The 22,739-nt window shown below is 35.5% G+C and carries 23 protein-coding genes; 5 read left to right on the top strand and 18 right to left on the bottom strand.

All coding sequences use genetic code 11. From position 1 onward, the window contains the following. Positions 1-14: 14 nt before the first annotated feature. The 17 genes from C6H17_RS03620 to C6H17_RS03695 all read right to left on the bottom strand — a co-directional run bounded on the left by C6H17_RS03620 (position 15) and on the right by C6H17_RS03695 (position 16,133). Positions 15-665, bottom strand: coding sequence for an acyltransferase (locus tag C6H17_RS03620; protein WP_104731345.1), 651 nt, complete (start codon positions 663-665; stop codon positions 15-17). A 46-nt stretch (positions 666-711) separates the two neighbouring features. Then, the gene (locus C6H17_RS03625) at positions 712-1,485 is read right to left on the bottom strand and encodes a WbqC family protein (RefSeq protein WP_104731346.1); all 774 of its coding nucleotides are present in this window, start codon (positions 1,483-1,485) and stop codon (positions 712-714) included. Then, a complete protein-coding gene (locus tag C6H17_RS03630; RefSeq protein WP_233714088.1) occupies positions 1,485-2,081 on the bottom strand; it encodes a formyltransferase family protein in 597 nt (198 codons plus the stop codon). The genes C6H17_RS03625 and C6H17_RS03630 overlap by 1 nt, the downstream gene beginning before the upstream one ends. Before the next feature lie 102 nt (positions 2,082-2,183). Beyond that, on the bottom strand, positions 2,184-2,543 hold the full coding sequence (locus tag C6H17_RS12835; RefSeq protein ID WP_233714089.1) for a DapH/DapD/GlmU-related protein: 360 nt from the start codon (positions 2,541-2,543) through the stop codon (positions 2,184-2,186). After that, a complete protein-coding gene (locus tag C6H17_RS12840; protein ID WP_233714090.1) occupies positions 2,515-2,847 on the bottom strand; it encodes a hypothetical protein in 333 nt (110 codons plus the stop codon). Before C6H17_RS12840 ends, C6H17_RS12835 begins: the two co-directional genes overlap by 29 nt. A 38-nt stretch (positions 2,848-2,885) precedes the next feature. Further along, a complete protein-coding gene (locus C6H17_RS03640) occupies positions 2,886-3,944 on the bottom strand; it encodes a hypothetical protein (RefSeq protein WP_005218154.1) in 1,059 nt (352 codons plus the stop codon). A 6-nt stretch (positions 3,945-3,950) separates the two neighbouring features. Then, positions 3,951-4,967, bottom strand: coding sequence for a dTDP-glucose 4,6-dehydratase (rfbB, locus tag C6H17_RS03645; protein WP_005218156.1), 1,017 nt, complete (start codon positions 4,965-4,967; stop codon positions 3,951-3,953). A gap of 13 nt (positions 4,968-4,980) precedes the next feature. Beyond that, on the bottom strand, positions 4,981-5,853 hold the full coding sequence (gene rfbA / locus C6H17_RS03650; protein ID WP_020995901.1) for a glucose-1-phosphate thymidylyltransferase RfbA: 873 nt from the start codon (positions 5,851-5,853) through the stop codon (positions 4,981-4,983). 366 nt (positions 5,854-6,219) lie between these two features. Continuing rightward, entirely contained in the window at positions 6,220-6,954 is a 735-nt protein-coding gene (locus tag C6H17_RS03655; protein ID WP_004087231.1) for a fumarate reductase iron-sulfur subunit, read from the bottom strand. Beyond that, a complete protein-coding gene (locus C6H17_RS03660) occupies positions 6,954-8,924 on the bottom strand; it encodes a fumarate reductase flavoprotein subunit (RefSeq protein ID WP_005218160.1) in 1,971 nt (656 codons plus the stop codon). Before C6H17_RS03660 ends, C6H17_RS03655 begins: the two co-directional genes overlap by 1 nt. 16 nt (positions 8,925-8,940) lie before the next feature. Next, the gene (locus C6H17_RS03665; RefSeq protein ID WP_004087235.1) at positions 8,941-9,774 is read right to left on the bottom strand and encodes a fumarate reductase cytochrome b subunit; all 834 of its coding nucleotides are present in this window, start codon (positions 9,772-9,774) and stop codon (positions 8,941-8,943) included. A 236-nt stretch (positions 9,775-10,010) separates the two neighbouring features. Continuing rightward, entirely contained in the window at positions 10,011-11,459 is a 1,449-nt protein-coding gene (flhF, locus tag C6H17_RS03670) for a flagellar biosynthesis protein FlhF (RefSeq protein ID WP_104731347.1), read from the bottom strand. Continuing rightward, a complete protein-coding gene (gene folK / locus C6H17_RS03675; protein WP_005218163.1) occupies positions 11,456-11,926 on the bottom strand; it encodes a 2-amino-4-hydroxy-6-hydroxymethyldihydropteridine diphosphokinase in 471 nt (156 codons plus the stop codon). Before folK ends, flhF begins: the two co-directional genes overlap by 4 nt. A 210-nt stretch (positions 11,927-12,136) precedes the next feature. After that, positions 12,137-13,501: a tetratricopeptide repeat protein gene (locus tag C6H17_RS03680; protein WP_020995900.1), complete on the bottom strand. Its 1,365-nt coding sequence runs from the start codon at positions 13,499-13,501 to the stop codon at positions 12,137-12,139. A gap of 27 nt (positions 13,502-13,528) precedes the next feature. Continuing rightward, positions 13,529-13,948: a YkgJ family cysteine cluster protein gene (locus tag C6H17_RS03685; protein WP_005218166.1), complete on the bottom strand. Its 420-nt coding sequence runs from the start codon at positions 13,946-13,948 to the stop codon at positions 13,529-13,531. A 188-nt stretch (positions 13,949-14,136) separates the two neighbouring features. Continuing rightward, positions 14,137-15,492, bottom strand: coding sequence for a UDP-N-acetylmuramoyl-L-alanyl-D-glutamate--2,6-diaminopimelate ligase (locus C6H17_RS03690; RefSeq protein WP_005218169.1), 1,356 nt, complete (start codon positions 15,490-15,492; stop codon positions 14,137-14,139). Further along, entirely contained in the window at positions 15,489-16,133 is a 645-nt protein-coding gene (locus tag C6H17_RS03695) for a hypothetical protein (RefSeq protein WP_005218171.1), read from the bottom strand. Before C6H17_RS03695 ends, C6H17_RS03690 begins: the two co-directional genes overlap by 4 nt. 292 nt (positions 16,134-16,425) lie before the next feature. On the opposite strand from C6H17_RS03695, the gene C6H17_RS03700 reads away from it, so the two are divergent. The 5 genes from C6H17_RS03700 (at position 16,426) to C6H17_RS03720 (ending at position 21,914) form a co-directional block, all read left to right on the top strand. Continuing rightward, complete coding sequence (locus C6H17_RS03700) at positions 16,426-17,358, top strand: ribose-phosphate pyrophosphokinase (RefSeq protein ID WP_005218173.1); 933 nt, start codon at positions 16,426-16,428, stop codon at positions 17,356-17,358. A gap of 14 nt (positions 17,359-17,372) precedes the next feature. Continuing rightward, positions 17,373-18,272: an LPP20 family lipoprotein gene (locus C6H17_RS03705; protein WP_005218175.1), complete on the top strand. Its 900-nt coding sequence runs from the start codon at positions 17,373-17,375 to the stop codon at positions 18,270-18,272. 106 nt (positions 18,273-18,378) lie between these two features. Further along, positions 18,379-19,047 carry a Crp/Fnr family transcriptional regulator gene (locus C6H17_RS03710; protein WP_005218177.1) on the top strand — a complete coding sequence of 223 codons (669 nt, stop codon included), beginning with the start codon at positions 18,379-18,381 and terminating at the stop codon, positions 19,045-19,047. A gap of 159 nt (positions 19,048-19,206) precedes the next feature. Continuing rightward, positions 19,207-20,712, top strand: a complete 1,506-nt coding sequence (locus C6H17_RS03715) for a type I restriction-modification system subunit M (protein ID WP_005218180.1) — start codon at positions 19,207-19,209, stop codon at positions 20,710-20,712. Further along, positions 20,709-21,914, top strand: a complete 1,206-nt coding sequence (locus C6H17_RS03720) for a restriction endonuclease subunit S (protein ID WP_005218181.1) — start codon at positions 20,709-20,711, stop codon at positions 21,912-21,914. Before C6H17_RS03715 ends, C6H17_RS03720 begins: the two co-directional genes overlap by 4 nt. Here C6H17_RS03720 and C6H17_RS03725 read toward each other — a convergent pair. Next, complete coding sequence (locus C6H17_RS03725) at positions 21,894-22,736, bottom strand: hypothetical protein (RefSeq protein WP_104731349.1); 843 nt, start codon at positions 22,734-22,736, stop codon at positions 21,894-21,896. The genes C6H17_RS03720 and C6H17_RS03725 overlap by 21 nt on opposite strands. Between the last annotated feature and the right edge of the window lie 3 nt (positions 22,737-22,739).

Below are 22,739 nucleotides of genomic sequence, written 5' to 3' on the forward strand. Positions count from 1 at the left end.
TCTCCAAATATTTTTTATTGAATCTTAGAGATATAACTTGGAAACAAAAACTTGCATTGAGTAAAAAGTTGAAGAGACTTAAAAGTGAAAATTTTGCGATATACACATAGACAAAAAAGTATAAAATATAGGTATTTACCCCCCCCCCCCCCATAGAGTTTTACACGCTTAAGTAACTTTGCTGGAGTACCAACATATACACTATAACTCTCACATACGCCTTTAACGAAACTAAGCGCACCAACAGACACATAATCACCAAGCCTACTTCCAGCATAAATAACACTATTTGTCCCACAAATACAATGATGACCAATTACCACTCTATCTATATATACTTCATCTTTATTCGTTGTAACATAATTGTCGCTGCGAGAAAAAGCTCTTACACCATAAGCAAAGACACTATGATTGCCGATAATAACTCCACCTTTTTGCAAATCTTCACTTTTACTACCACCGGCAATTAAACAAAAAGGTGCAATGCTGACAGATTTTCCAAGATAAACATTGCCACTTATCACACAAAAATCATCAATCCTTACATTATCATCAAGAATCATTAAATGCGTATCATATAGACTTGCTTTTGAAGATATTAATACATTTTTGCCAAGAGATTTAAAGTCTAAAGATAAAAGTTCATGTTGTGTTAAATAGCTCATTTAATCACCTCTCTACATCTCAAAGTAGAAAGGCAACAAAACAATATTAAATATGCGGTTTTCTTAGATATATATGCAGATAAAAAGAGATAAAAATAAGGGTATTCACCCCCCCCCCCCCATTGATTGCATTAAAGCTTTTTAAGTACATTTTGGCATTTTCTCCCTCATTAAAGATAAGATCTATAACACTGACATTATGCACAAAAGGTGGATAAAGTTGAGTATATTCTTTATAATCAGAATAATCAAACCAAGTAAGTTTTATATTTGCCTGATTAAAAAGATCCTCTTGTATATAGCTTTTTGCTGCAGGTCCAGATATATATTCATCTGCCCCTACCTTTTGACATAAATCAACCAACCTTTGTGTTTTTCCCTCTATTAATCCATAATCTGTGTCCCAAGAAATTTTAGTTTGGATTCCAAAATACTCACATATAGCCTTCATCAAGATTAAGTTTATTTCACTTAAATAAAGCGATTTGATCTCCATCAATAAAGATTCTAGCCATGCAAAATTATCTTTAAAACACAGGGCTTTTGAATAATTATGTCTTAAACTCTCAATATGTTTAGCCTTCCACCGCATATCTGCAACCTTAGTTTCTCTTATTGGGCTGGTATAATTGCCTTTTGTTTCGACCGGTATACTTAGCCACTGCAACCCATTTGCCGTTTTGATTTGATTTCTATTTCTCCAATCTCTTCTAGTGTATTGCATGCTATCATAAATAATAAACTCATCCACAGAATTAATTAAGTCAAAATAGCCTTTCCATGGAATGTAATTTGATTGTAAAATAGCTACTTTTTTCATCATATCTCCAAATACTCTTTATCTTTAGAATCAAAAAACACAATATCCTGTTTTTCAATAACTAACGATGGATTAAAACCTTTATGAAAAGTATCATCTAATAAATGAATCTGATCTCTAGACACAAGAACACATAAAAAATTTAATAGTAACACGCTTTGATTAACAAACAACTTATGTGCGTATTGCACAAAATTATCACTATCTCTTTCAACAACACATCTAGCAACTCTAGGTCCCATATCAAGCTCCTTTGTTACATAGTGAATAGTTGCACCATATACAGAATCATCCGACACAAAACTTCTTTCGACGGCACGCATACCAACATAATTAGGCAACAAAGCTGGATGAATATTGAAAGCTTTTTTATTTTTACAATAACTATCTAACAACGAATATCTCAAAATTCTATCGCAAGTCAAAACTAAATAATCTACATTTTTAGATTCCAACCAGCACTTAGCCTGTCTCTCAAATTCCACTCCACCAAGCTCGCTATATTGCAATATAATGGAATCTATTTTGTCTTTCAAATCTACATAAGCACCACATTCTCTATCGCATAGAAGGTATAGATTTACCCCCCCCCCCATGCAAATTTCCCTAACATATCTCTATTTTGCTCAATAAACTTTAAAAACGAACCATTGCCTGTGCAAAAAAATGCAACATTGATTGACATTATCCTTCCTTTTCTACAAATTAATATCCCAACTATTCTTAGAAAGCCTGATAGCATCACTGGACCTATACACACTTCCTGTATTCGTGTCCTTTAAAATGCAACAACCTGCACCTATTAAACTTTTCTCACCAAGACACACACCATTTTTAATAATAGAACCCGCACCTAAAAAACAATTACTTCTCACTTCAACAAAACCATTAATGCAAACTCCCGAAGCTACAAAGCAGTGATCTCCAATATAACTATCATGGCAGACAATCGAAGCAGGCAAAATACTAACATTATCACCTATCTTAACAAATGGTTGTAGCACAACATTTTCAAATATAAAAACATTTTCACCAATACTTACCCCCCCCCCCCCCATTAATCATTCGCACACTAGAATGGATATAAGTAATACATTTATAACCACTTTCCTTAACGCTCTTATAAATTCGTTCTTTTATAGCATTGATTTGCTTGTAGCCAATTGCAACAAACATTTGGTAACTATGCGGTGGATACAATTCGCAAATATCTTCAAAAGCCACAAGCGGTTTATTTAAAAACATCTTTTCATTTAAATATTGTCTATGAACCACATAAGCAACAATCTCATAGCATTCCTGCAAATATTGAGTTACCACCTTTGCATAGTCACTATTGCCAAAAATCAATATCTTTTTCATACTGCATCCCTTTGCACCATATCTGCTATATTTTCAATCTAATCTTCAAAAAAATCCCTATACAATTTTGCAAGGTAGTCTTCGTTATAATACTTTTCTCTTGTCTCTTTTTTGTTAGCACTACTATATGGGTTTGATATAAATTCATCAAAACTCAAATTAACAATATTCATGCTATCGTAAATATGACAACCATCATTATTGAGATAGCCATAGACCGAAGATTCCCGTCGAATAAATACCTTTACCCCTAAATACAGAGATGCTATTGTGTTGCCAAAGCCTTCTTGATTGGCTTGGTTTAATATCAAAATATCATTTTGAGCTAAATACTGTGCATACTCATGCGAACTCAGAAGTTTATCTAGGTATTCAAACTTGTTGCCAAATATCTCTCTACCCTTAGCTATAATATCATTGTTATATCTCGTATCTCCATACGATACAACCGTTCTAACCACAATATCCTTATCTCTAAATTTTGCAAGTATATCCAGCATTTCAAGCGTCGATTTATCAGATGAGTTATTAATTTGTATCGTAACACAATCGGTTTGTTTTTTAACGGTGTTATCTAGCATTTCCCTAGAAAGTGGAAAAATATAGAACGATCTATAAAACTTACCTTCCATACCATAAGTTTGCAATGCATACTCTTTATCTAAATCGCTATGATAGCCTTTAAAGTGTTTTCTTACAAAATCATTTTTCTCGTCCCTTACTGGATGATACAGATCGCCTCCCCACATTATCCAATAACTCTTATTCAGTAAATCACGATTATTATAAAATAGGTCTACAAGCTGCTCATCAAATAACGAGTGACAAATAATTTTTTTGATATTATTGCAAGAAAAGTTCAGTCCAGAATAATCCATCACCTCAATAACATTTGAGCCTTCAGGAAATGAAAACTCGTTGAAAGTTCGTTTACATAAAATCAAATGCTCTCTTTTGTCAAAATATTTATTCAAAAAATCAACAAATGGTTTATTAAACTTATCATTGAACATTAAATGGACATATTTATAATGCCTTAATGCGCGATTGGCAACAAATCTCTGATAACGTTTCTCAAACGATCGTTTTAAATTCATATTTTCCTACCTTTCATATTTTTCAACATAATACCGCAATGTCTTCTCTAGCCCACTTGCGAAACTCTCTTGTGGCTTCCAGCCTAGAATCTTAGCTATCTTGCTAGAATCAATGGCATAACGCCTATCGTGTCCTGCCCTATCCTGCACAAAAGCAATTTGACTTTGATAAGACTTTTTATCCGCCCTTGGGGCAATCTCATCAAGCAACGCACAAATATGCTTTGCAATCTCTATATTCACACGCTCACAATTCCCACCGACATTAAAAGTCTCGCCATAGCATTGTGAGTGAAATACTACATCAATAGCACGGCAATGATCCTCCACATAGAGCCAATCACGCACATTTTTACCATCGCCATAAATAGGTATTGTCTCACCTTGCAGAGCGTTACGAATGATCGTGGGGATAAGCTTCTCATCGTGTTGCTTAGGACCATAATTGTTAGAACAATTTGTGATAAATGCCTTTAATCCATAGGTATGGATATAAGATCTCACAAGCATATCGCTTGATGCCTTAGAAGCTGAATAGGGGGAGTTTGGTGCATAGGGTGTAGATTCTGTAAAATACCCACTCTCGCCCAAAGAGCCAAAAACTTCATCAGTGCTAATGTGATGAAACACACAATTTTCCTTGCCTCTTTTTGCAATATGCGGTGCTTCAAACCAATGTAAATAAGCAGTATGCAAAAGATTAAAAGTCCCATTGACATTTGTTTTTATAAACGCATTGGGATTGGCAATAGAATTATCCACGTGAGATTCAGCAGCAAAATGTATCACACTTTCAATCTCATATTTTGTGAAAATCTCATTCACCAAGCTTTCATCGCAAATATCGCCCTGCATAAAAGTATAATTGCTGAAATTTTCCACACCTTTTAGATTCTCTAGACTCCCAGCGTAAGTAAGCAGATCTAAATTTACAATGTGATAATTTGGATATTTTTTCAAAAAATACAACACAAAATTGCTACCGATAAAACCAGCCCCACCTGTTATTAAAATACTTTTCACTGCCCTACCCCACCTAATGTTCTAAAAGATTTTTCAAATACTCACCATAGCCACTTTTTTGCAAAACACAAGCACGCTCTAGCAATTTTTCTTCATCAATCCAACCATTATGATAGGCAATCTCCTCTAAACAAGCAATTTTATAGCCCTGCCGCAACTCAATAGTCTGCACAAAAGTAGAAGCCTCCACAAGACTATCGTGTGTGCCCGTATCAAGCCACGCAAAGCCCCTTCCTAGCACTTGAGATCTTAGCTTATTTTGCTTTAAATACGCAATATTTACATCAGTGATTTCTAGCTCTCCCCTTGCACTAGGCTTTAAAGATTTAGCGATAGAAATGGCGTTGTTATCATAAAAATACAGCCCAGTTACCGCAAAATTACTCTTAGGATTAAGTGGCTTCTCTTCAATACTTAACGCCCTGCCCTCTTTATCTATCTCTACCACACCAAAACGCTCTGGGTCTTTAACGCGATAGGAAAAAATCGTAGCAATGCCATTTTGTGCCTCTTGCTTTGCCTCTAAAAGCATAGGCGAAAAGCCCTGCCCATAAAAGACATTATCCCCCAGAATCAATGCTACATCATCATTGCCTACAAACTGCTCTGCTAAAATAAGTCCTTGAGCTAATCCATCAGGGCTCTCTTGTATAGAATACTCAATCTCCATACCAAGCCAACTACCATCGCCAAAAATCTCTCTAAATCTTGGTGTATCTTTAGGGGTAGAAATGATTAAAACCTCTCTAATTTGCGCAAGCATTAGCACAGATAATGGATAATAAATCATAGGCTTATCGTAAATAGGTAGCAATTGCTTAGATACCATAAGCGTAGATGGATAAAGTCTTGTCCCACTTCCACCTGCCAAAACTATGCCTTTCATGCCTACAAACCTTTCTTTAAACAACTTCGAAAACTCGCCATAAAAGTGCAGATTGTAGCAAAAATTATTGCAAGTAAGGTAAATATAAAAGTTTATACTTGGCGTATCTATTATGCTTAATAGTCAAATATAGAAAATATATAATATTGCATCAGGACATTTAAAAAAACAGATTTTTTGTAAATAAAATGAAGTGAACATAAAACATCTTTAAACATAAGCTTGATATTCTTGCTCAATATCAAGCTATAAGTCAGTTATCGCCTTTTCTAAAGTTTCGCACTAGACACTAGCTTCACGCTAACTCGCAATTATGCAAGTCAATAATAAGGCTACATTTTATAGTTCTGAATCAACATTAAGATTCTAGCGTAAAGCCACCATCTTGCGACGCAAATATGCTATCTTGCTTTGAAGTGGCAACTCTTTAGGGCATACATCATGACAAGCAATAAGACTCATACAACCAAATACACCATCATCATTACCTACAAGCTCATAATAATCTTCATCAGTTCGCTCATCATGTGGATCAATCATAAATCGCACAATTCTATTCATACCAGCAGCACCTACAAAGTCATCACGCATAACCTTTGTCGCACAACTTGCGATACAGCACCCACACTCAATACATCTATCAAGCTCAAAAACTTCATCAGCCACTTCAGGCTCTATAGGCATTTCAAGCTTTGAAATATCGGGTTTATGCTGTGTGTGAATCCAGCTTTCAACTCGTTTTGTCATTCCTGCAAACCAATCACCTGTATTTACACTTAAATCCTTAATAAGCTTGAATGCAGGTAAAGGCATAAGCGTGATAACGCCATCAGGGAAATCTTGTGTCAAAGTTCTGCAAGCAAGACCGGGTCGCCCATTAATCATCATGCCACAACTACCACAGATTCCAGCACGACATACAAAGTCAAAGCTCAAATCCGGGTCTTGCTGCTCTCTAATCATACCAAGCGCAATAAAAACAGTCATAGAATGTGCTTCTTCAATTTTGTATTCCCTAAAATGTGGCTTTGAAGTGGCACTCTGTGGGTCAAATTTTAATGCTCTTATAGTTAATGTTCTTCCTTTAGTTTCAGCACTCATTATCTATCTCCTAATCTTTGATTTCTTGCTTTATATTGTGGTTGCAAATTAAATGGCATAAGAGCTTCTTGCAGGGCATATCTATCGCCACCTTTAGCTTGAATCTCTTGTGTGATTCTATCAATCTCAGCTTGTCTTATAGCACTATTTGGATGCTCAATAATCATACCTTTAGCACCATATCCGCGGAAGCCCGGAGCAATCTCCATTTTCATAATATCCAAATCTTCATAAGTTACCGTTGGTAATGTTTGGTTTGGATCTTCCCAGCTTGTAAGTGTGCGTTTAAGCCAATTTGCATCGTCTCTTTTTGGATAATCTTCCCTTGAATGTGCCCCGCGAGATTCTGTCCTATCAAGCGCACCTTTCGCTACACATAAAGCAACTTTAAGCATTTTTGGCGTGCGGTAAGCATCTTCTAGCTCTGGGTTATTATGCAACTTTTTGTTTTTCACATGAATATTTCTGCTGCGTTTAAATAACTCTTCAAGTTTATTAACAGCTTCTTGCAAACTCTTACCATCACGGAAAATACCCACATCATTATCCATAATATCTTTCATCGCATTTTTAAGCTCATAGACATCTTCATTGCCAGAATTATTAATAAGAGAAGCAATATAGCTTTCTTGCTCTTTAATAAACTTCTCAAGCACAGAAGTTTGCACTTCAATTTGTGCTTTCACACAATAATCAGTGAAATATCCACCGATAATCATGCCAGATACCACCGCTTCACTTACAGAGTTTCCACCAAGCCTATTGAATCCATGTAAATCCCAGCACGCAACTTCACCCGCCGCAAATAATCCTTTAAGATAAGTTTCACCTTGATAATTTGTGCGAATACCACCCATAGAGTAATGCTGCATAGGTCGCACAGGCGCCCATTTTTCTGCTGGATCTAAACCTGCAAATGTTTTACAAATATCTTGCACATCGCGTAAATTTCTCTCAACATGTGCTCTACCCAAGATAGCAATATCAAGCCACAAGTGATCACCATAAGGTGATTTTACACCTTTACCATTGCGGATATGCTCAAGCATTCTACGAGACACAACATCGCGGCTTGCAAGCTCCTTTTTCTCTGGCTCATAATCAGGCATAAAGCGATAGCCATCAACATCACGCAAGATTCCACCATCACCCCTACAACCTTCTGTAAGTAGGATTCCACTAGGCACAAGCGGTGTTGGGTGAAACTGCACAGCTTCCATATTGCCAAGTTTTGCAACACCTGTCTCCATCGCAATAGCTGCACCAATACCTTCACAAATTACCGCATTTGTCGTATTTCTATACACTCTACCATAACCACCTGTGGCAAGTAATGTGCCTTTAGATACATAGGCTATAAGCTCGCCTGTTACCAAATCACGCACAACCGCACCATAGCACTTGCCATCTTGATGAATGATAGAAATAGCTTCTTTTCTATCTTGTATATCCACACCAAGCTTATAAGCTTCATTTGCCACCGCATAAAGCATAGTATGCCCTGTCGCATCGGCAGTATAGCAAGTTCGCCATTTTTTTGTGCCACCAAAGTCGCGTGAATGGATATAGCCGTGGCGGAAGTCATCTTCTGTAATTGTTACTTTTTCGCCATTGATAACTGCCGGACGATCACCTTTTTGGATTCTAGTCCAAGGCACACCAAATCCTGCTAGCTCCCTAATTGCTTTTGGAGCGGTGGTAACAAACATTCTTGCTACATCTTGATCACAACCCCAATCGCTTCCTTTCACCGTGTCAGCAAAGTGTAAATCCTCATTATCACCATCACTCTTTACAGAGTTTCCAAGACTTGCTTGCATACCACCTTGAGCTGCTGCCGAGTGGCTTCTTTTTACTGGGACAAGACTTAATACAATTGTGTTTAATCCTGCCTCTTTTGCTGCAATAGAAGCCCTAAGCCCTGCTAATCCGCCCCCAATAACCAACGCATCACAATATACTACTTTCATATATCTTCCTTTTCTATTACTTGCTTAGATTTTCTTTTGCAATAGCAAGAGCTTTGTCTGCCATTGCATTTGTGTTTGTTGCTTCAACATGAACACCAAATCTTTCATGGTCATACTCTTTAGCATCTTGAATGCTTTTAAAATCCTGATTCATTCCCTTACTAAAATACGCATAGAATGTAGCTAGACCTAAAATAATAAAGAACGCACTCATAAGCCATTTTGCAGTTCTTAAACCACTGATTCCAAGCCCTTCAAACCATCCCCATTTAATGCAAAGACGATAAAGACCGATAGAACCATGCAATTCAACCGCAAAAAGCAAAACAATATAGAGTAACCAAAAGTTTTGCTCAAAGAATCTAAATGAAGAACCACTTGGTCCAATAGTATCTGGCTCTGCAAACATGATATAAAGATGCACACTTGCCAAGAAAAACATAACAAAGCCTGTCGCTGCTTGTATAAACCATAAACTTGTATCGCTGTGCTTCATCACATGTTTATGTGCTTTTAAAGCAAGAAATTGCCTATAATTAATAGGAAATTTTCGCATTGCCAAAAAAGCATGTGCAACAAAAACAATAAATACAAATGCCGCTACACCGCTTACTATTTTTGGTTCTCCAGCTTTGCTAAGAAATGGACTACCCTCAAATAACTTCGTAATAGTAAACATGAATTGATCGCTAATAAGAATACTAGAGACAAAAAACATGTGTGCTATCATAAATAAGCCTAAAAAAAGCCCGGTAGCACTTTGCCACCAGTCTAATCGTGCAGGCACTCTACTTTTTTTGCGTTCTGTGGTTATGCCAAGATAACCTTCTATCACCTTCTCTTCTTGCATTAAGCCTCCCTTAAAATGAGCTTTGATTTGCCAGTAGTATGCCATATTTACCCTGCATACTTCCGCGTAACATTATAAGATATAATCACTTTGAAATTCTTTTAGCAATTTGTTTTAAAACTTTTTTTACAAAACTATGTGTAAAAACTACACATAACCCCATTTTACAGCATATAGTTACGATAAGTTGATGTGAAAGTATGTATATTTGTATAGAAGATTCTAAGAATCTAAAGCTATCGTATAGGTTTTATAAAACCATCTAAAAGCCAATCAGCTAACGACTCATTAGTTGCTACAACCAAGTCTGTGGGGACTTCCTGCCCGATAGAAAAGTAACTGATGGGTTTTTTTGTCTCATACGCAAGGGAAAAAATATTGCCTAAGCCGCGACTTTCATCAAGTTTGCTAAATATCAATGTATCAAGATTCAAAATACTAAATGCATCGTAAATATCACGCAAATCCTCAAATTTTGTTGTCGCACTCATAACAAGTGAAGTATTGATTTTATAATCACCTTGTAAGTATTTTTTTATCTGTGCGATTCTCTCGCTATCATTTTGACTACGACCTGCGGTATCAACTAGAATATAATCACAATAGCGAAGTGAATCTAGGGCTTGTAAAAACTCTTCTGGGGCAACCACCATTTGAATGCTAATACGCATTCTCTCTGCATACCATTCAAGCTGCTGCAATGCACCGATTCTGTAACTATCAAGGGTGATAATGCCGACCTTTGCCTTTTTCTCAAGTGAGAATCTAGCAGCAAGTTTTGCAAGTGCGGTAGTCTTGCCAACACCTGTTGGACCTACAAGCATCATTATTTTTTTTGTCATATCCTTGCTTTCTGGGCGACAATATACCATTTTACGCAACACTTCCCTAAAATAACGCTTGATAGTCAAAGAATTTTCACGCATTTTAAGCGGCATAAGCTCAAGGCTAAGGCTCATAATCGCATCAAGATGACTTTTAATTATACCGCTACTCTTTGCAATACGATAGATTTCAGCAAACTCATGGGGTATATTTATGCCCTCACTTTTTGGACTTTTATCGTCCCATACCATGTTTTGAATAAGCTTTAGTTTATCATTTAATTTATCTAGCTCTTGCTTTATCCCACGCAACTCTTCTACATTTGCCCCCTGCAGATTCTGTCGCTCTTGCAACTTTGATCCAACTCGTTTATTAAGTGTTTCTAATGTGCTTGAAGTTTGCTGTAAAATCGGTGCATTTGCAACCTGTAAATCATCTTTTTTTGTAGATTGCGTTTGCAATCTATTCGTAACATTTGGACTAAAATCAAGGCGAATATCTTCAGAATCTATATCACTAGATAACTCCGAAATCTCTTTTACTGCACGACTAAGCTGACGACTAATATCTTCATCGAAAACATCAAGTTTTTTTTGCGCCCTTTTGCGCTCAAGCTCTTTTTGTGCGATTTCATCAAGTCTTTGCTGAATGCTATTAGATCTCGTTGCAACGACTTCTGGCTGTGGCACCGGGGCTGCATCGTCTTGGACTGCAACTACGACTTCATATAAGCCCGGCTCTGTTAGAGTTTTTTTTCTTATTTCCTTGCTATCAATGATTAATGCTTCATCTCCGTGCATACTCTGTGCTTTTTTCAAAGCCTCTGGTGGTGTCTCTCCTGAATAAGTATAAAGCTTCATTTAAATAAACCTAATTGAAAAGTAAGTGGTTGCAACACACTTTGCCTATTAGCATACTCTCTATGTGGTAGATACATGTGAGCTAAATTTACCTTCTTTTTCGCATAAAAAATTAAATCAATATCCAAGCTACGCTCCCCATTTTTCATTAAACGCACCCTTTCTCTACCAAACTTTCTTTCAAAATAAAACATAAGAGAAAAAAGCGATCTCACACATAAAGATGTGCTAAATATAATACTTGTATTGTAAAAATCTGGCTGTTTTATATATCCAAAAGGCGGATTCTTATAAATGTATGCTGTGCTGTGAATCTGAATCTTTGGGTGTTTATATAAGCAAGAAAAAAGTTGCTCAAAAGTTTTTATGCAATGACCAACATTTGCACCTATACCCCAAACAACCATATTTGCATAACTTTTGCAATTATGTTGCACATAAGGAAAATGCTTTGTAAATAGCTTCACAAAAACTCCTTGCCTATAATTTAACTATCACGAATAAATAGTAGTTAGAGAATCTAATCCAAATTCTAATCTTAATAAAACTCGCTATTATACCTAAAAAATTAGTATTTTGAAATACAAAAGTTTAGATTCTGTATTATTAGACATTTGAAAAATCATTATTTATAAAACCAAATCAATAAAATTCCTAATAAAACATAGTGTATATATCTAATTGCATTCTCTAATCGCCTTGCTATGCTCTATAAGCTCTGGTATATCCTGCAACTTATCTGGTGAGATGAGTTCAAATGTCTCTTTAGCCTGTTTGCAGTCCCCTTTTTTATAGAATCCCCAAGCTAGGCTATCCAAATATTCAATAGATGTTGGCTCGATGGCAAGGGCTTTGCTTACATACTGCATACCCTCATCAATATTAAAATCATGGATAATCATCAAATAGCCCAAAAAATTATAAAAAAATGCGTCATTTTTGCTGAGATTCTCTTTTGCCTCTTTTAGCTCTTCTGTGCGTTTTGTAAGCATAGTTTTAAGCGTATTAATGATTGGTTTTAGAGTTTGTTTATTTTTCGATTCTATCGCCTCATATTCATATACCGCACTAAGCCCCAATAATTCTGCTTTTTTTGTCTGTGCGTATAGCTTACTTGCTATTTTAGAAGCACTCTTAAAATCCCCATACTCTGCATAAACTTGCATAAGCATTTCTTCGCCATCATTGCCAAGCAAAGATTCATTTTCTCGCAATAGTTTTATTGCCTCATCATAATGCTTTAATTGCACCAGAATTGCTACAAGCATACGCGCATTTTCTAAGCTTTTGTCATCATGGAATCTTTTTGCAAGATTCTCTTGTAGCATATCAAGTTTATTAGCCTTTGCATAGATAGGAAAAAATGTCTGTAAATTTAGGCTATATTCATTATCTGCGATATACATATTGAGATAATGTAAAGCATTATCTATCTCTTTAAGCTTTAAATAGATTGCTACAATTTGATTAAGTGCTTCTAGTCTTAGTTTTGTCCCAGAACTCATGGGATCATCATATACACTTATAAAATGCTTCACAGCCTTTTTAGGCATATTTTCTTGCAAATATAAATTACTCAAAACATAATGTGTATGCAAACTCGGATTTATAGCTATATTCTTTTCAAGCAAAATAATTGCTAGATTATATTGCTTTTTTCGTATGTGATCTTCTGCAATGATGAGATTTGTATCCACATCATCTAAATTTTTACTTAAAGTTTGATATTGCTTTGCTGCTTCCACTGCCAACTCAATGCTTCCAGCTTGACTTTTAGCCAATGCGACTTGTTTTAAAAAATAAATATCTTTTGTTTGCTTATAAAGCCTATCGTATATATCAGCAGCTTCTAAAAAAAGTCCTTGATTCATAAAGTCAGCGGCTTTTAGCATAAGAAAATCAGCGCCAACATCTGTATTATATGTCTGTGTGCTTTGTATATTTTGACCTAATTTTCTCGTAGTATCTGCACAACTTATATGCAACATTGCAACACATGCTAGGCTTATGCGACAAATTAATGCAAAAATATTTGTTTTCATAATCACTCCAACCTCATATATGCTGTGCTAAATAATAACACCTATACAACGGCTTACTAACTCATTTTTATCCTCTTTATACATGCTCCAAAAAGGAAAGGTTTGACATTGCTTTGGTCTAACTTCATAAATGGAGCATTTTAAACTTTTTTCATCAAAAAATACACAACTTATGCCTTTTTCTACATCATCGCATTTTTTTTCAATAAGAGAGAATCTTGTGCCTACTTTCTTAATATAACGCAAACAAAAATCCTCAAAAGGTATATTTAAAAAAGCACTGATTCTCTCTATCTCCGCAATACTTGCAAAAATATAACCACTCTCACCATAGCAGCACTTCCCCCCACATTCACTACACTTCCCTGTGTTAAACGCAAAGTCAAAGCCATCTTTTTTTATTATGCTTTCTTGTGTATGTTTTTTAGAATCTACTTTATCTTGCATATTGTTTCTACTTGTTTTTTATTTTGATTGTGATTATTTGTAAATAAACTGCATTATTGTAGCAATTTATGCTTAATATATGAAATGATAATCTATCGATATATGACTTTAGAATCTAGAACAACCCTACTATAACTTTCACATTCTCACTAAAAATCATTACAATGTAAAAGTTTCTAAAATCAACCTTATTTATCTTTAAGTATCTCTTGCACGCATTCCTTATCGCTAAAATGTATTTCATTATCTCTAAATATCTGCACACTCTCATCGCCTTTGCCTAGCACAAGTAAAACCCAATCTTTTTGTAATTCTCTTAAAGCGAGTTTGATAGCTTCTTTTCTATCAAGGATAATTTGCATAGTAATAGCAGCATTACTTGATTTAATCTCATAAGAAGTGTTTTCTTTAATCTCTATATCTGTTTCATTAAGGCTTTTTGCAAACACACCTTTTGCTATCTCTTGTGCGATACTTAGCGGATTTTCACTTCTTGGATTATCATTTGTGATATAAATCTTTTTTGCATAGAATCTAGCACAAGCCCCCATTTTCTCACGCTTACTCTTATCTCTATCTCCACCAGCCCCAAACACAACGCTTATATTTTTTGTCTTAAAAGATTCAAAAACCTGCTTCATACCATCAGTTGTATGGGCAAAATCAATGATTACTAAAGGCGTTTTACTTACAATCTCCATGCGACCAGACACACCGCCAAAGTTTTTCACACACGCACAAATGCTTTGTATATCTTGCTTTGTGATAGCATGTATTGCAAGTGTTGCTGCCATGAGATTATAGAGATTGAAAAGACCAAAAAGACTAGATTCTATAACGCATTCTTGCATAGAATCTTTTTGCAATCGCAAACTCATCTGTGCGAAAATCCCATCTTGCAAACCATAGGCATTCACAAATAAATGCCCCTTAGATTCCACACCATAGGTAAGGACATGCGGATAAAAACGCATACTAGCACCACTTTTATCATCAAGATTAATAATCTTTATACACTCGCCACTTTGCAGGAACTGCATTTTAGTCTTAGCATAATCTTCCCAAGTCTTATGATAGTCTAAATGATCGCTTGTGATATTTGTGAGAATCTTAAGGCAGAACTCTAAACCATAGATTCTCTCCTGTTTAATCGCATGAGAGCTAACCTCCATGACAAAGAAATCGCAACCCATATTTGCCGCCATATCTATATCTTCATATAGCTCTAAAAGGCTGGGTGTCGTTAGCCCCTTTGGTTTTTTTCGTGTGTCATTGATAAACATACCACGAGTGCCAAGCAGGGCGACTTTATAACCCATATCAAGCAGCACAGAATATATAGCCGCTGCCGTTGTTGTTTTGCCATTTGTGCCTGTAATGCCAATTAGTTTAATATTTGTATTGAAATACTCTTTTAGCTCATCTCTTTCTAAAATGCGGATATTTTGCGGTAAAGATTCTATAAAATGTGCGTTTTGCGGGGTTTTAAGAAAGATAGAATCTTCTCTTAGCTTTCTTGTATCATCTGTAATGTGTGGTTTCATTTTGATACTTTTTGTTGTTTTTTAGCTTTATTTTTTTTGAGTTTATTATTTGCCGCTTCAATTAAGGGTATAAGCTCCATATCATATCGTGGCAATGAGTCGATATAATGCAGTAATGCTTCAATATAATCATTCTGCACGAGTAAGGATAAAAACTCGTAAAAATCCCCCTTTTCTCCAAACACAAGCTTTGTATTTATGGGCAATCCGCTGTAAATCTCTTTAAAATCCTTTGTCTTTAATAAGGCTTTGATATCTGCATAACTAATCGCATCATAGCTATCCATTGCCTCATTTTTACTTCTTTGCATAGCCTTTGAAAGCTTATGTGTTTTATTGTCAAAAGCTTCAATGAGAGAAAGTATCATGCGTTGAACTCTATGTTTATTTGAGCGTTTTTCAGCTGAAAGTATGCTTTGATAAAAATCATAAATGCCAATTGCCTCTTGTCCAAAATCCATACCCATATCAGCAAGATAAAGCCCGATTCTAGAATCTAAATCATGCGTATCAAGCCAAAATGCACTCTCAAAAAGATAAAATGCGCCTTGAAAATTACCATTAAGCAATGCCTTAGCACCCTTTTTTTGTAAAAGCTTTTTTGTCATTATATTTGTTTGTTGTAATTGAATAGTCTGCATGATTATCCTTTTACCTTAGCCATTTGTCTTTGCATAAATTCATTTTATATATCGATTTATTCTAGCATAGTTTTATTAATTTGCAATCGTAATAGAAATTTGTTTCATATACTTCATTGCATAATTTGCATTAAAATATTGTCGAGACTAAAGAGAGTTTGATATCACATAAGTTATGGAGTCTAAAATATTTAGCAGAATATAAGCTTTACATATTGTATTCTCCAAAAAGTTTAGCTAAGATTCTAAACTAACAAATTATGATTGACACACATTTAAAAAAGGAATGGCTTTGAAGGGCTTTAAAATTTTTACAGGAAATGCACACCCAGAGTTTAGCAAAGAGTTAGCAACCCACCTTGACTGCTCACTATCAAAGGCTCTTTTAACGCGTTTTAGCGATGGCGAAATTAGCGTGCAAATCAGCGAATCTGTGCGTGGAAAAGATGTCTTTATCGTGCAACCAACCTGCTCTCCAACAAACGATAATCTTATGGAATTACTTATAATGGCTGATGCATTTAAGCGTAGTAGTGCAAACTCTATTAATGCTGTGATTCCGTATTTTGGCTATGCAAGACAGGATAGAAAAGCAGCCCCGCGAGTGCCAATTACTGCAAAGCTTGTGGCGAACTTAATACAGAGTGCGGGTATAAATCGTGTTATCACTATGGATTTACATGCCGGACAGATTCAAGGCTTTTTTGATATTCCAGTGGATAATCTCTATGGGGCGATTATATTTAGAGATTACATACGACATAAGAAAGAGTTGAAAAATCCAATCATTGCAAGCCCGGATATTGGCGGTGTAGCACGGGCTAGATATTTTGCAAATCAGTTGGGACTAGATTTAGTTATCGTTGATAAAAGAAGAGAGAAAGCAAATGAAAGCGAGGTGATGAATATCATCGGCGATGTAGCAAATAAAGATGTCATTTTGCTAGATGATATGATTGATACCGCTGGGACGATGTGTAAAGCAGCCAAAGCATTAAAAGATAGGGGTGCAGCGAGTGTCATGGCGGTTGGCACACACCCGGTTTTAAGTGGTGGTGCGTATGATAGAATCAATGAAAGTGTGCTAGATGAAGTGGTATTAAGCAATTCTATCCCATTACAGCAGACAAGTCCAAAGATTAAGATTCTATCTGTCGCACCGCTTTTTGCTGAGGTCGTGCGTAGGATTTATCACAATGAAAGTGTAAATTCTTTATTTATTTAAAAAGTGGAGGCAATATGCAAAAATATTTGCGATCCCTTTGCATTTTCATCTACACTTTGATATGTATCATGCTATTTGGTTTGCATGGTTGTAGTCATGCAAAAGATACAAGCTTTCATAAGGATAAAACAAACAAAGACTATATCTATGGTGAAGGCTCTGGTCCTAACTTTGATATTGCAAAGCAGAATGCCTTGCAAGATCTTGCGACAAATTTGCAAGTAAGTATTAAATACTCAACACAACAAAATATAAATCAAAAAAATGATACATTACAAACAAGCGGTATGACTAACACATTTTTAGAATCTAAGATTAAGGATATACCATCAGTAGAAGTTGAAAAGACAACAAAGCAAGGCAATAAAGTGAATGTGCGTGTGAGAGTAAGCAGAGAAATATTGGAAGGCTCTATTGCAAATCGCATAACCCAAGCACAAAGCGAACTATCTACCTTGCTTAAAACTTGCAATCAAGTCTCTTTCTCACAATATAAAAAGTTTAAAGAAATATTACACGCATTAAAAGAAGATATTGTGCTTTATCAAGCTCTAACAAAAAATATGAGTTATGGAAATATTATGCTTTTAGAATTTCAAAATAGCATTTCAACACTTCCTAACTACGCTTTACACTGGGAGCTAGATAGTTTGCATAGCCATAAACAAGAAGCACAAGCTATCCTTACAGCTGAATTAAGCAAATTCATCAAAATTGACCTAAAAGCCAAACAAACACTACACATAAAAGTAAGTAATAATAACCCATTGCAATTTTTACTAGAATTTTATGATTGTAAAAATAACCTAGAAAGCACGATACAAATTAACACTCATGCAAATCAGCATGACATACTACAAGGTTCAAAAAAATCCCGTTTTGGTGCAATAGTGTATAAAGCGATTGATGAGTAGTATTGCTAAAATTCGCATAAAACTTAAGCTTTCATATAAATTCCACAAACCCCAACACTAACCTTTTTAAGTTATAATTCAAGCGATTTTATCACAAAAGGAAAATATGCAACCACTATCTAAAGACACCTTGATACAAATAAATACCACAATATGTGGCGATGAGAAAAGCCTTGAAGTATTACAGAATAAGGGCATTGTAAAAGCCTACACAAAAGGATATAGAATCTACCCTGATAGCGATGAGTTGCTAGGCTTTTTGTATGTTTTAAGCGGAAAAGTCCGCTTTTTTAGCGTATCAAGCAATGCTAAGGAAATCACCATTTTTACCATAAGCGATAAGGAAAGCTGTATCATCTCTACAAGCTGTATTTTATCAAACATTAAGGCTGATGTGGTGCTTGAGTTTATGGAAGATTCTAGCGTGTTTATCCTGCCAAATAAGATTTTTGAGACACTCACACAGAGTAATGAATCTATTATGCGTTTTAATCTCTTTTTAGTCTCTAAACGCCTAAAACAAGCCTTTGACACCATTAATGATGTAACCTTTAAAAGTCTCAAAAATCGCATAATAAAGTTTCTGCTAAGTAACGCTAAAAATAACCGCGTAGAAGCAAGTCAAGAAAGTATAGCAAACAACATCGGCAGTGCCAGAGAGGCAGTTACAAGAGTGATAAAAGAGCTAAAAACACAAGGGCTAATTGAGACAAATCGCAATGAGATTGTGCTTAAAAATGGGCTGTATGAGCTAGGCAAAGATATAGAATCTTAGCTTTCTTAAAGCAGGGCTAAAGAGCAGATTCTATTGCTATATTGAAACCCGCTACATTCACATTCAAACCCCACTCAAAACAACCTATTCATAGAATCTACAATGATATGCTACTATTTCACCACAAGAACATAAAGGACAAAAACACAAAGGATAATAATGGCAAAGATAAAACAAACCCAAAAGCTAGAAGCCGCCCTTTTTAGTGCCGCTGATAAACTTAGAAAAAACATAGACGCCGCAGAGTATAAACACATCGTGCTTGGACTTGTATTTTTAAAATACATTAGCGATAGTTTTGAATCTTTACACAAAGAGTTGCTTTCACAGAATGAAGATGCAGAAGACAAAGATGAATATATCGCAAAAAATATCTTTTTTGTGCCACAGGATTCTAGATGGAGCGCTCTTTTAAGCAAAGCAAAAAGCCCACAAATTGGCAAAGATTTAGACTACGCCCTAGACTTGATAGAAAAGGATAATCCGCAGTTAAAAGGCGTGCTGCCTAAAGTCTATGCTAAAGATAACCTAGATAGTGCGACTTTGGGCGATTTGATAAACTTAATAGATTCTATCTCACTAAATCAAGAGAATACAAGCGATATTTTAGGGCATATTTTTGAATACTTTTTAGGTGAGTTTGCTTTGAGTGAGGGCAAAAAAGGCGGGCAATTCTACACGCCAAAAAGCGTTGTGGAATTGCTAGTAGCTATGCTAGAGCCTTATAATGGCAGAGTGTTTGACCCTTGCTGTGGAAGTGGGGGAATGTTTGTCCAAAGTGAGCGATTTGTGCGAGAGCATCAGGGTAAAATCAGCGATATTTCAATCTATGGGCAAGAGAGTAATCAAACCACTTGGCGACTAGCAAAGATGAATCTTGCCTTGCGAAAAATAGATTCTAGCTCACTCAAATGGAATAGTGAAGGAAGCTTCCTTAATGACGCACACAAGGATTTAAAGGCAGATTTCATCATCGCAAACCCACCTTTTAACGCCACAGATTGGGGCAGTGAAGCACTAGAAAATGATGTGCGTTGGCAGTATGGCACACCCCCTAGCACGAATGCCAATTATGCGTGGATAAGCCACTTTATCCACCACCTAGCCCCAAAAGGTCGGGCGGGATTTGTCCTTGCGAAAGGCTCTCTTACAAGCAACACAAGCACAGAGGGGCAAATCCGCAAAAACTTAATAGAATCTAACCTTATAGAATGTATCGTCAATCTCCCTGCAAAACTCTTTTTAAATACGCAGATTCCAGCGTGTCTGTGGTTTATCAAACGCAATAAATCTCATAACAACACGCTTTTTATTGACGCGCGAAGTTTAGGCGAACTCATCAATCGCAAAAATAGGATTCTAACTCAAAGTGATATTGCTAAAATCACAGAGACTTACCACAAATGGCAAAAGGCACAAGAGCAGCAAAGTGGGGAATATAGCGATATTCTAGGCTTTTGTAAAAGTGTAAGCAAAGAAGAGATAGCAAATCTAGGCTATGTCCTTACACCCGGTCGCTATGTGGGCTTGGCAGAAGATGATGAAGACTTTGATTTTGAAAGAGAATTTACACGCTTAAAAGCCGAGCTAGAATCTCAAATCAAAGAAGAGAGAATCTTAAGTGAAAAGATTCTAAAAAATTTAGAGATTATAGGTGGGAAATGATTGTGAATCTAAAAGAACAGCATTGTGAAAATTTTCTACAATCTCTCCATAAAGAACAATGGCAGGAAGTCCGTCTTGGGGAAGTTGCGGAGATAAACCCAAAAGAGACTCTAAGAAAACATTATTTATACAAAAAGGTTGCTATGGATAATTTAGAGCCATACACCAAGAAAGTTTATTCTTTCGGTATAGAATCTTTTAATGGTGGAGCTAAATTTAGAAATGGTGATACTTTACTTGCAAGAATCACACCTTGTTTGGAAAATGGAAAAACAGCATTTGTTGATTTTTTACAAGACGATGAAATAGCTTTTGGTTCTACTGAATTTATAGTTTTAAGAGAAAAGACAACAATAAGCGATAAAGATTTTTTATATTATTTGGCACGAAGCAAACATTTTAGGGAAGTTGCCATTAAATCTATGACGGGTAGTTCTGGCAGAGAAAGGGTGCAAATAGAAGTTTTGCGTGATTTTACCTTTTTGCTCCCACCACTTACAATACAACAAAAAATAGCAGAGATTCTAAGTAGTTTTGATGATAAGATAGATTTACTCCATAGGCAAAACAAAACTTTAGAATCTCTAGCCCTTACCCTTTTTCGCCATTATTTTATAGACAATCCAAAGCGTGATGAATGGGAGCTAGGCAAACTTGGCGATTATGTGAAAATTATAGATAATCGTGGTAAAACTCCTCCATTTACAACAGATATAACGCCATACCCTTTAATTGAAGTAAATGCTTTGAGTGATGATTCTATGTTGATTAATTATGATATTGTAAGAAAATATGTGATTAAAGAAACTTATCAAAAATGGTTTAGAGAACATATCAAGCAATATGATATATTGTTTTCAACCGTTGGTAGCATAGGTGAAGTGGCAATGTTGCTAGATAATAAGGGGTGTATAGCTCAAAATGTGATTGGTTTTAGGGCTAGAGATATTTCTCCATTTTACCTTTATGAGTGGCTAAAATATATGCAACAAGAGATTAAAGAGTTTGATATAGGTTCTGTGCAGCCTAGTATCAAGGTAACACATTTTGTAGAAAAACAAATTTATAAACCAGATTCTAAGATTTTAGAAAGTTTTGATAAGCAAATGCTGTTGATAACTGATAAAATTTCCCATAACGCAAAACAGATTCAGAATCTCCAAGCAATGCGGGATATACTATTAAAGGCAATCTTTGAATAAAAAATATGCAACACAATCTAACATCATAATTAGCACCGCAACAGCATTAAAATATAAAATGGGTTGTTGATACCATTTTTTAGACTCATCACTGATATGAGTATTAAATTTTGATAAAAACCTAAAGAGAGCAAACAAAATATTGCCAAAAAATAATGCGATGAAAGATAAAACAAAAACTAAACGATATATACTCGCCTTATCAATATTGGATAGAGCTGAAGTGGAAAAGGTGAAACCGCCAACAAAAGCTAAGACAATGGAAGCAAAAATCCCTAAAATTGTTATATATTGTGTTTGTTGCTTGTTAAGTTTGTCTTCGATTTTGCTAGATGTCTCTTGTAAGTTATTGAATTTATCTTGCAGTTCATTGCTTTTGCTGTTAAGTTTGTCTTCGATTTTGCTAGATGTCTCTTGTAAGTTATTGAATTTATCTTGCAGTTCATTGCTTTTGCTGTTAAGTTTGTCAAAATTTTTACTAGAATCTCCAAGTCGCAGAATCTCTAAATTGATATGATCGAGCAGTTTTTCAAGCTTATATTTTACTTGATTTAGCGTATCGTCAGTGCTAGATTTTTGAACGGATTCTTCAAGTGTTCTTAGATTTTGTCCAAGTATAGCGAGTCCATCTTCTTCACTATCGCTTTTTTCTAAAATTATTTTTGTGATTTGTGAGTATTTGTGCCTATACCCATCTTGATAAATATTTTTTAGGTCTTTAATGATGCATTCTGCTTCATTTGGATCAAATTGTCGTGACTCACACAATTTAGCAATGATGTTTTTTATTTTGTCATCCAATATGTCATTGCTACTACTCATAAT

It is taken from the genome of Helicobacter rappini (genome assembly GCF_900198625.1).
GTDB classification, from domain to species: Bacteria; Campylobacterota; Campylobacteria; order Campylobacterales; family Helicobacteraceae; genus Helicobacter_A; species Helicobacter_A rappini.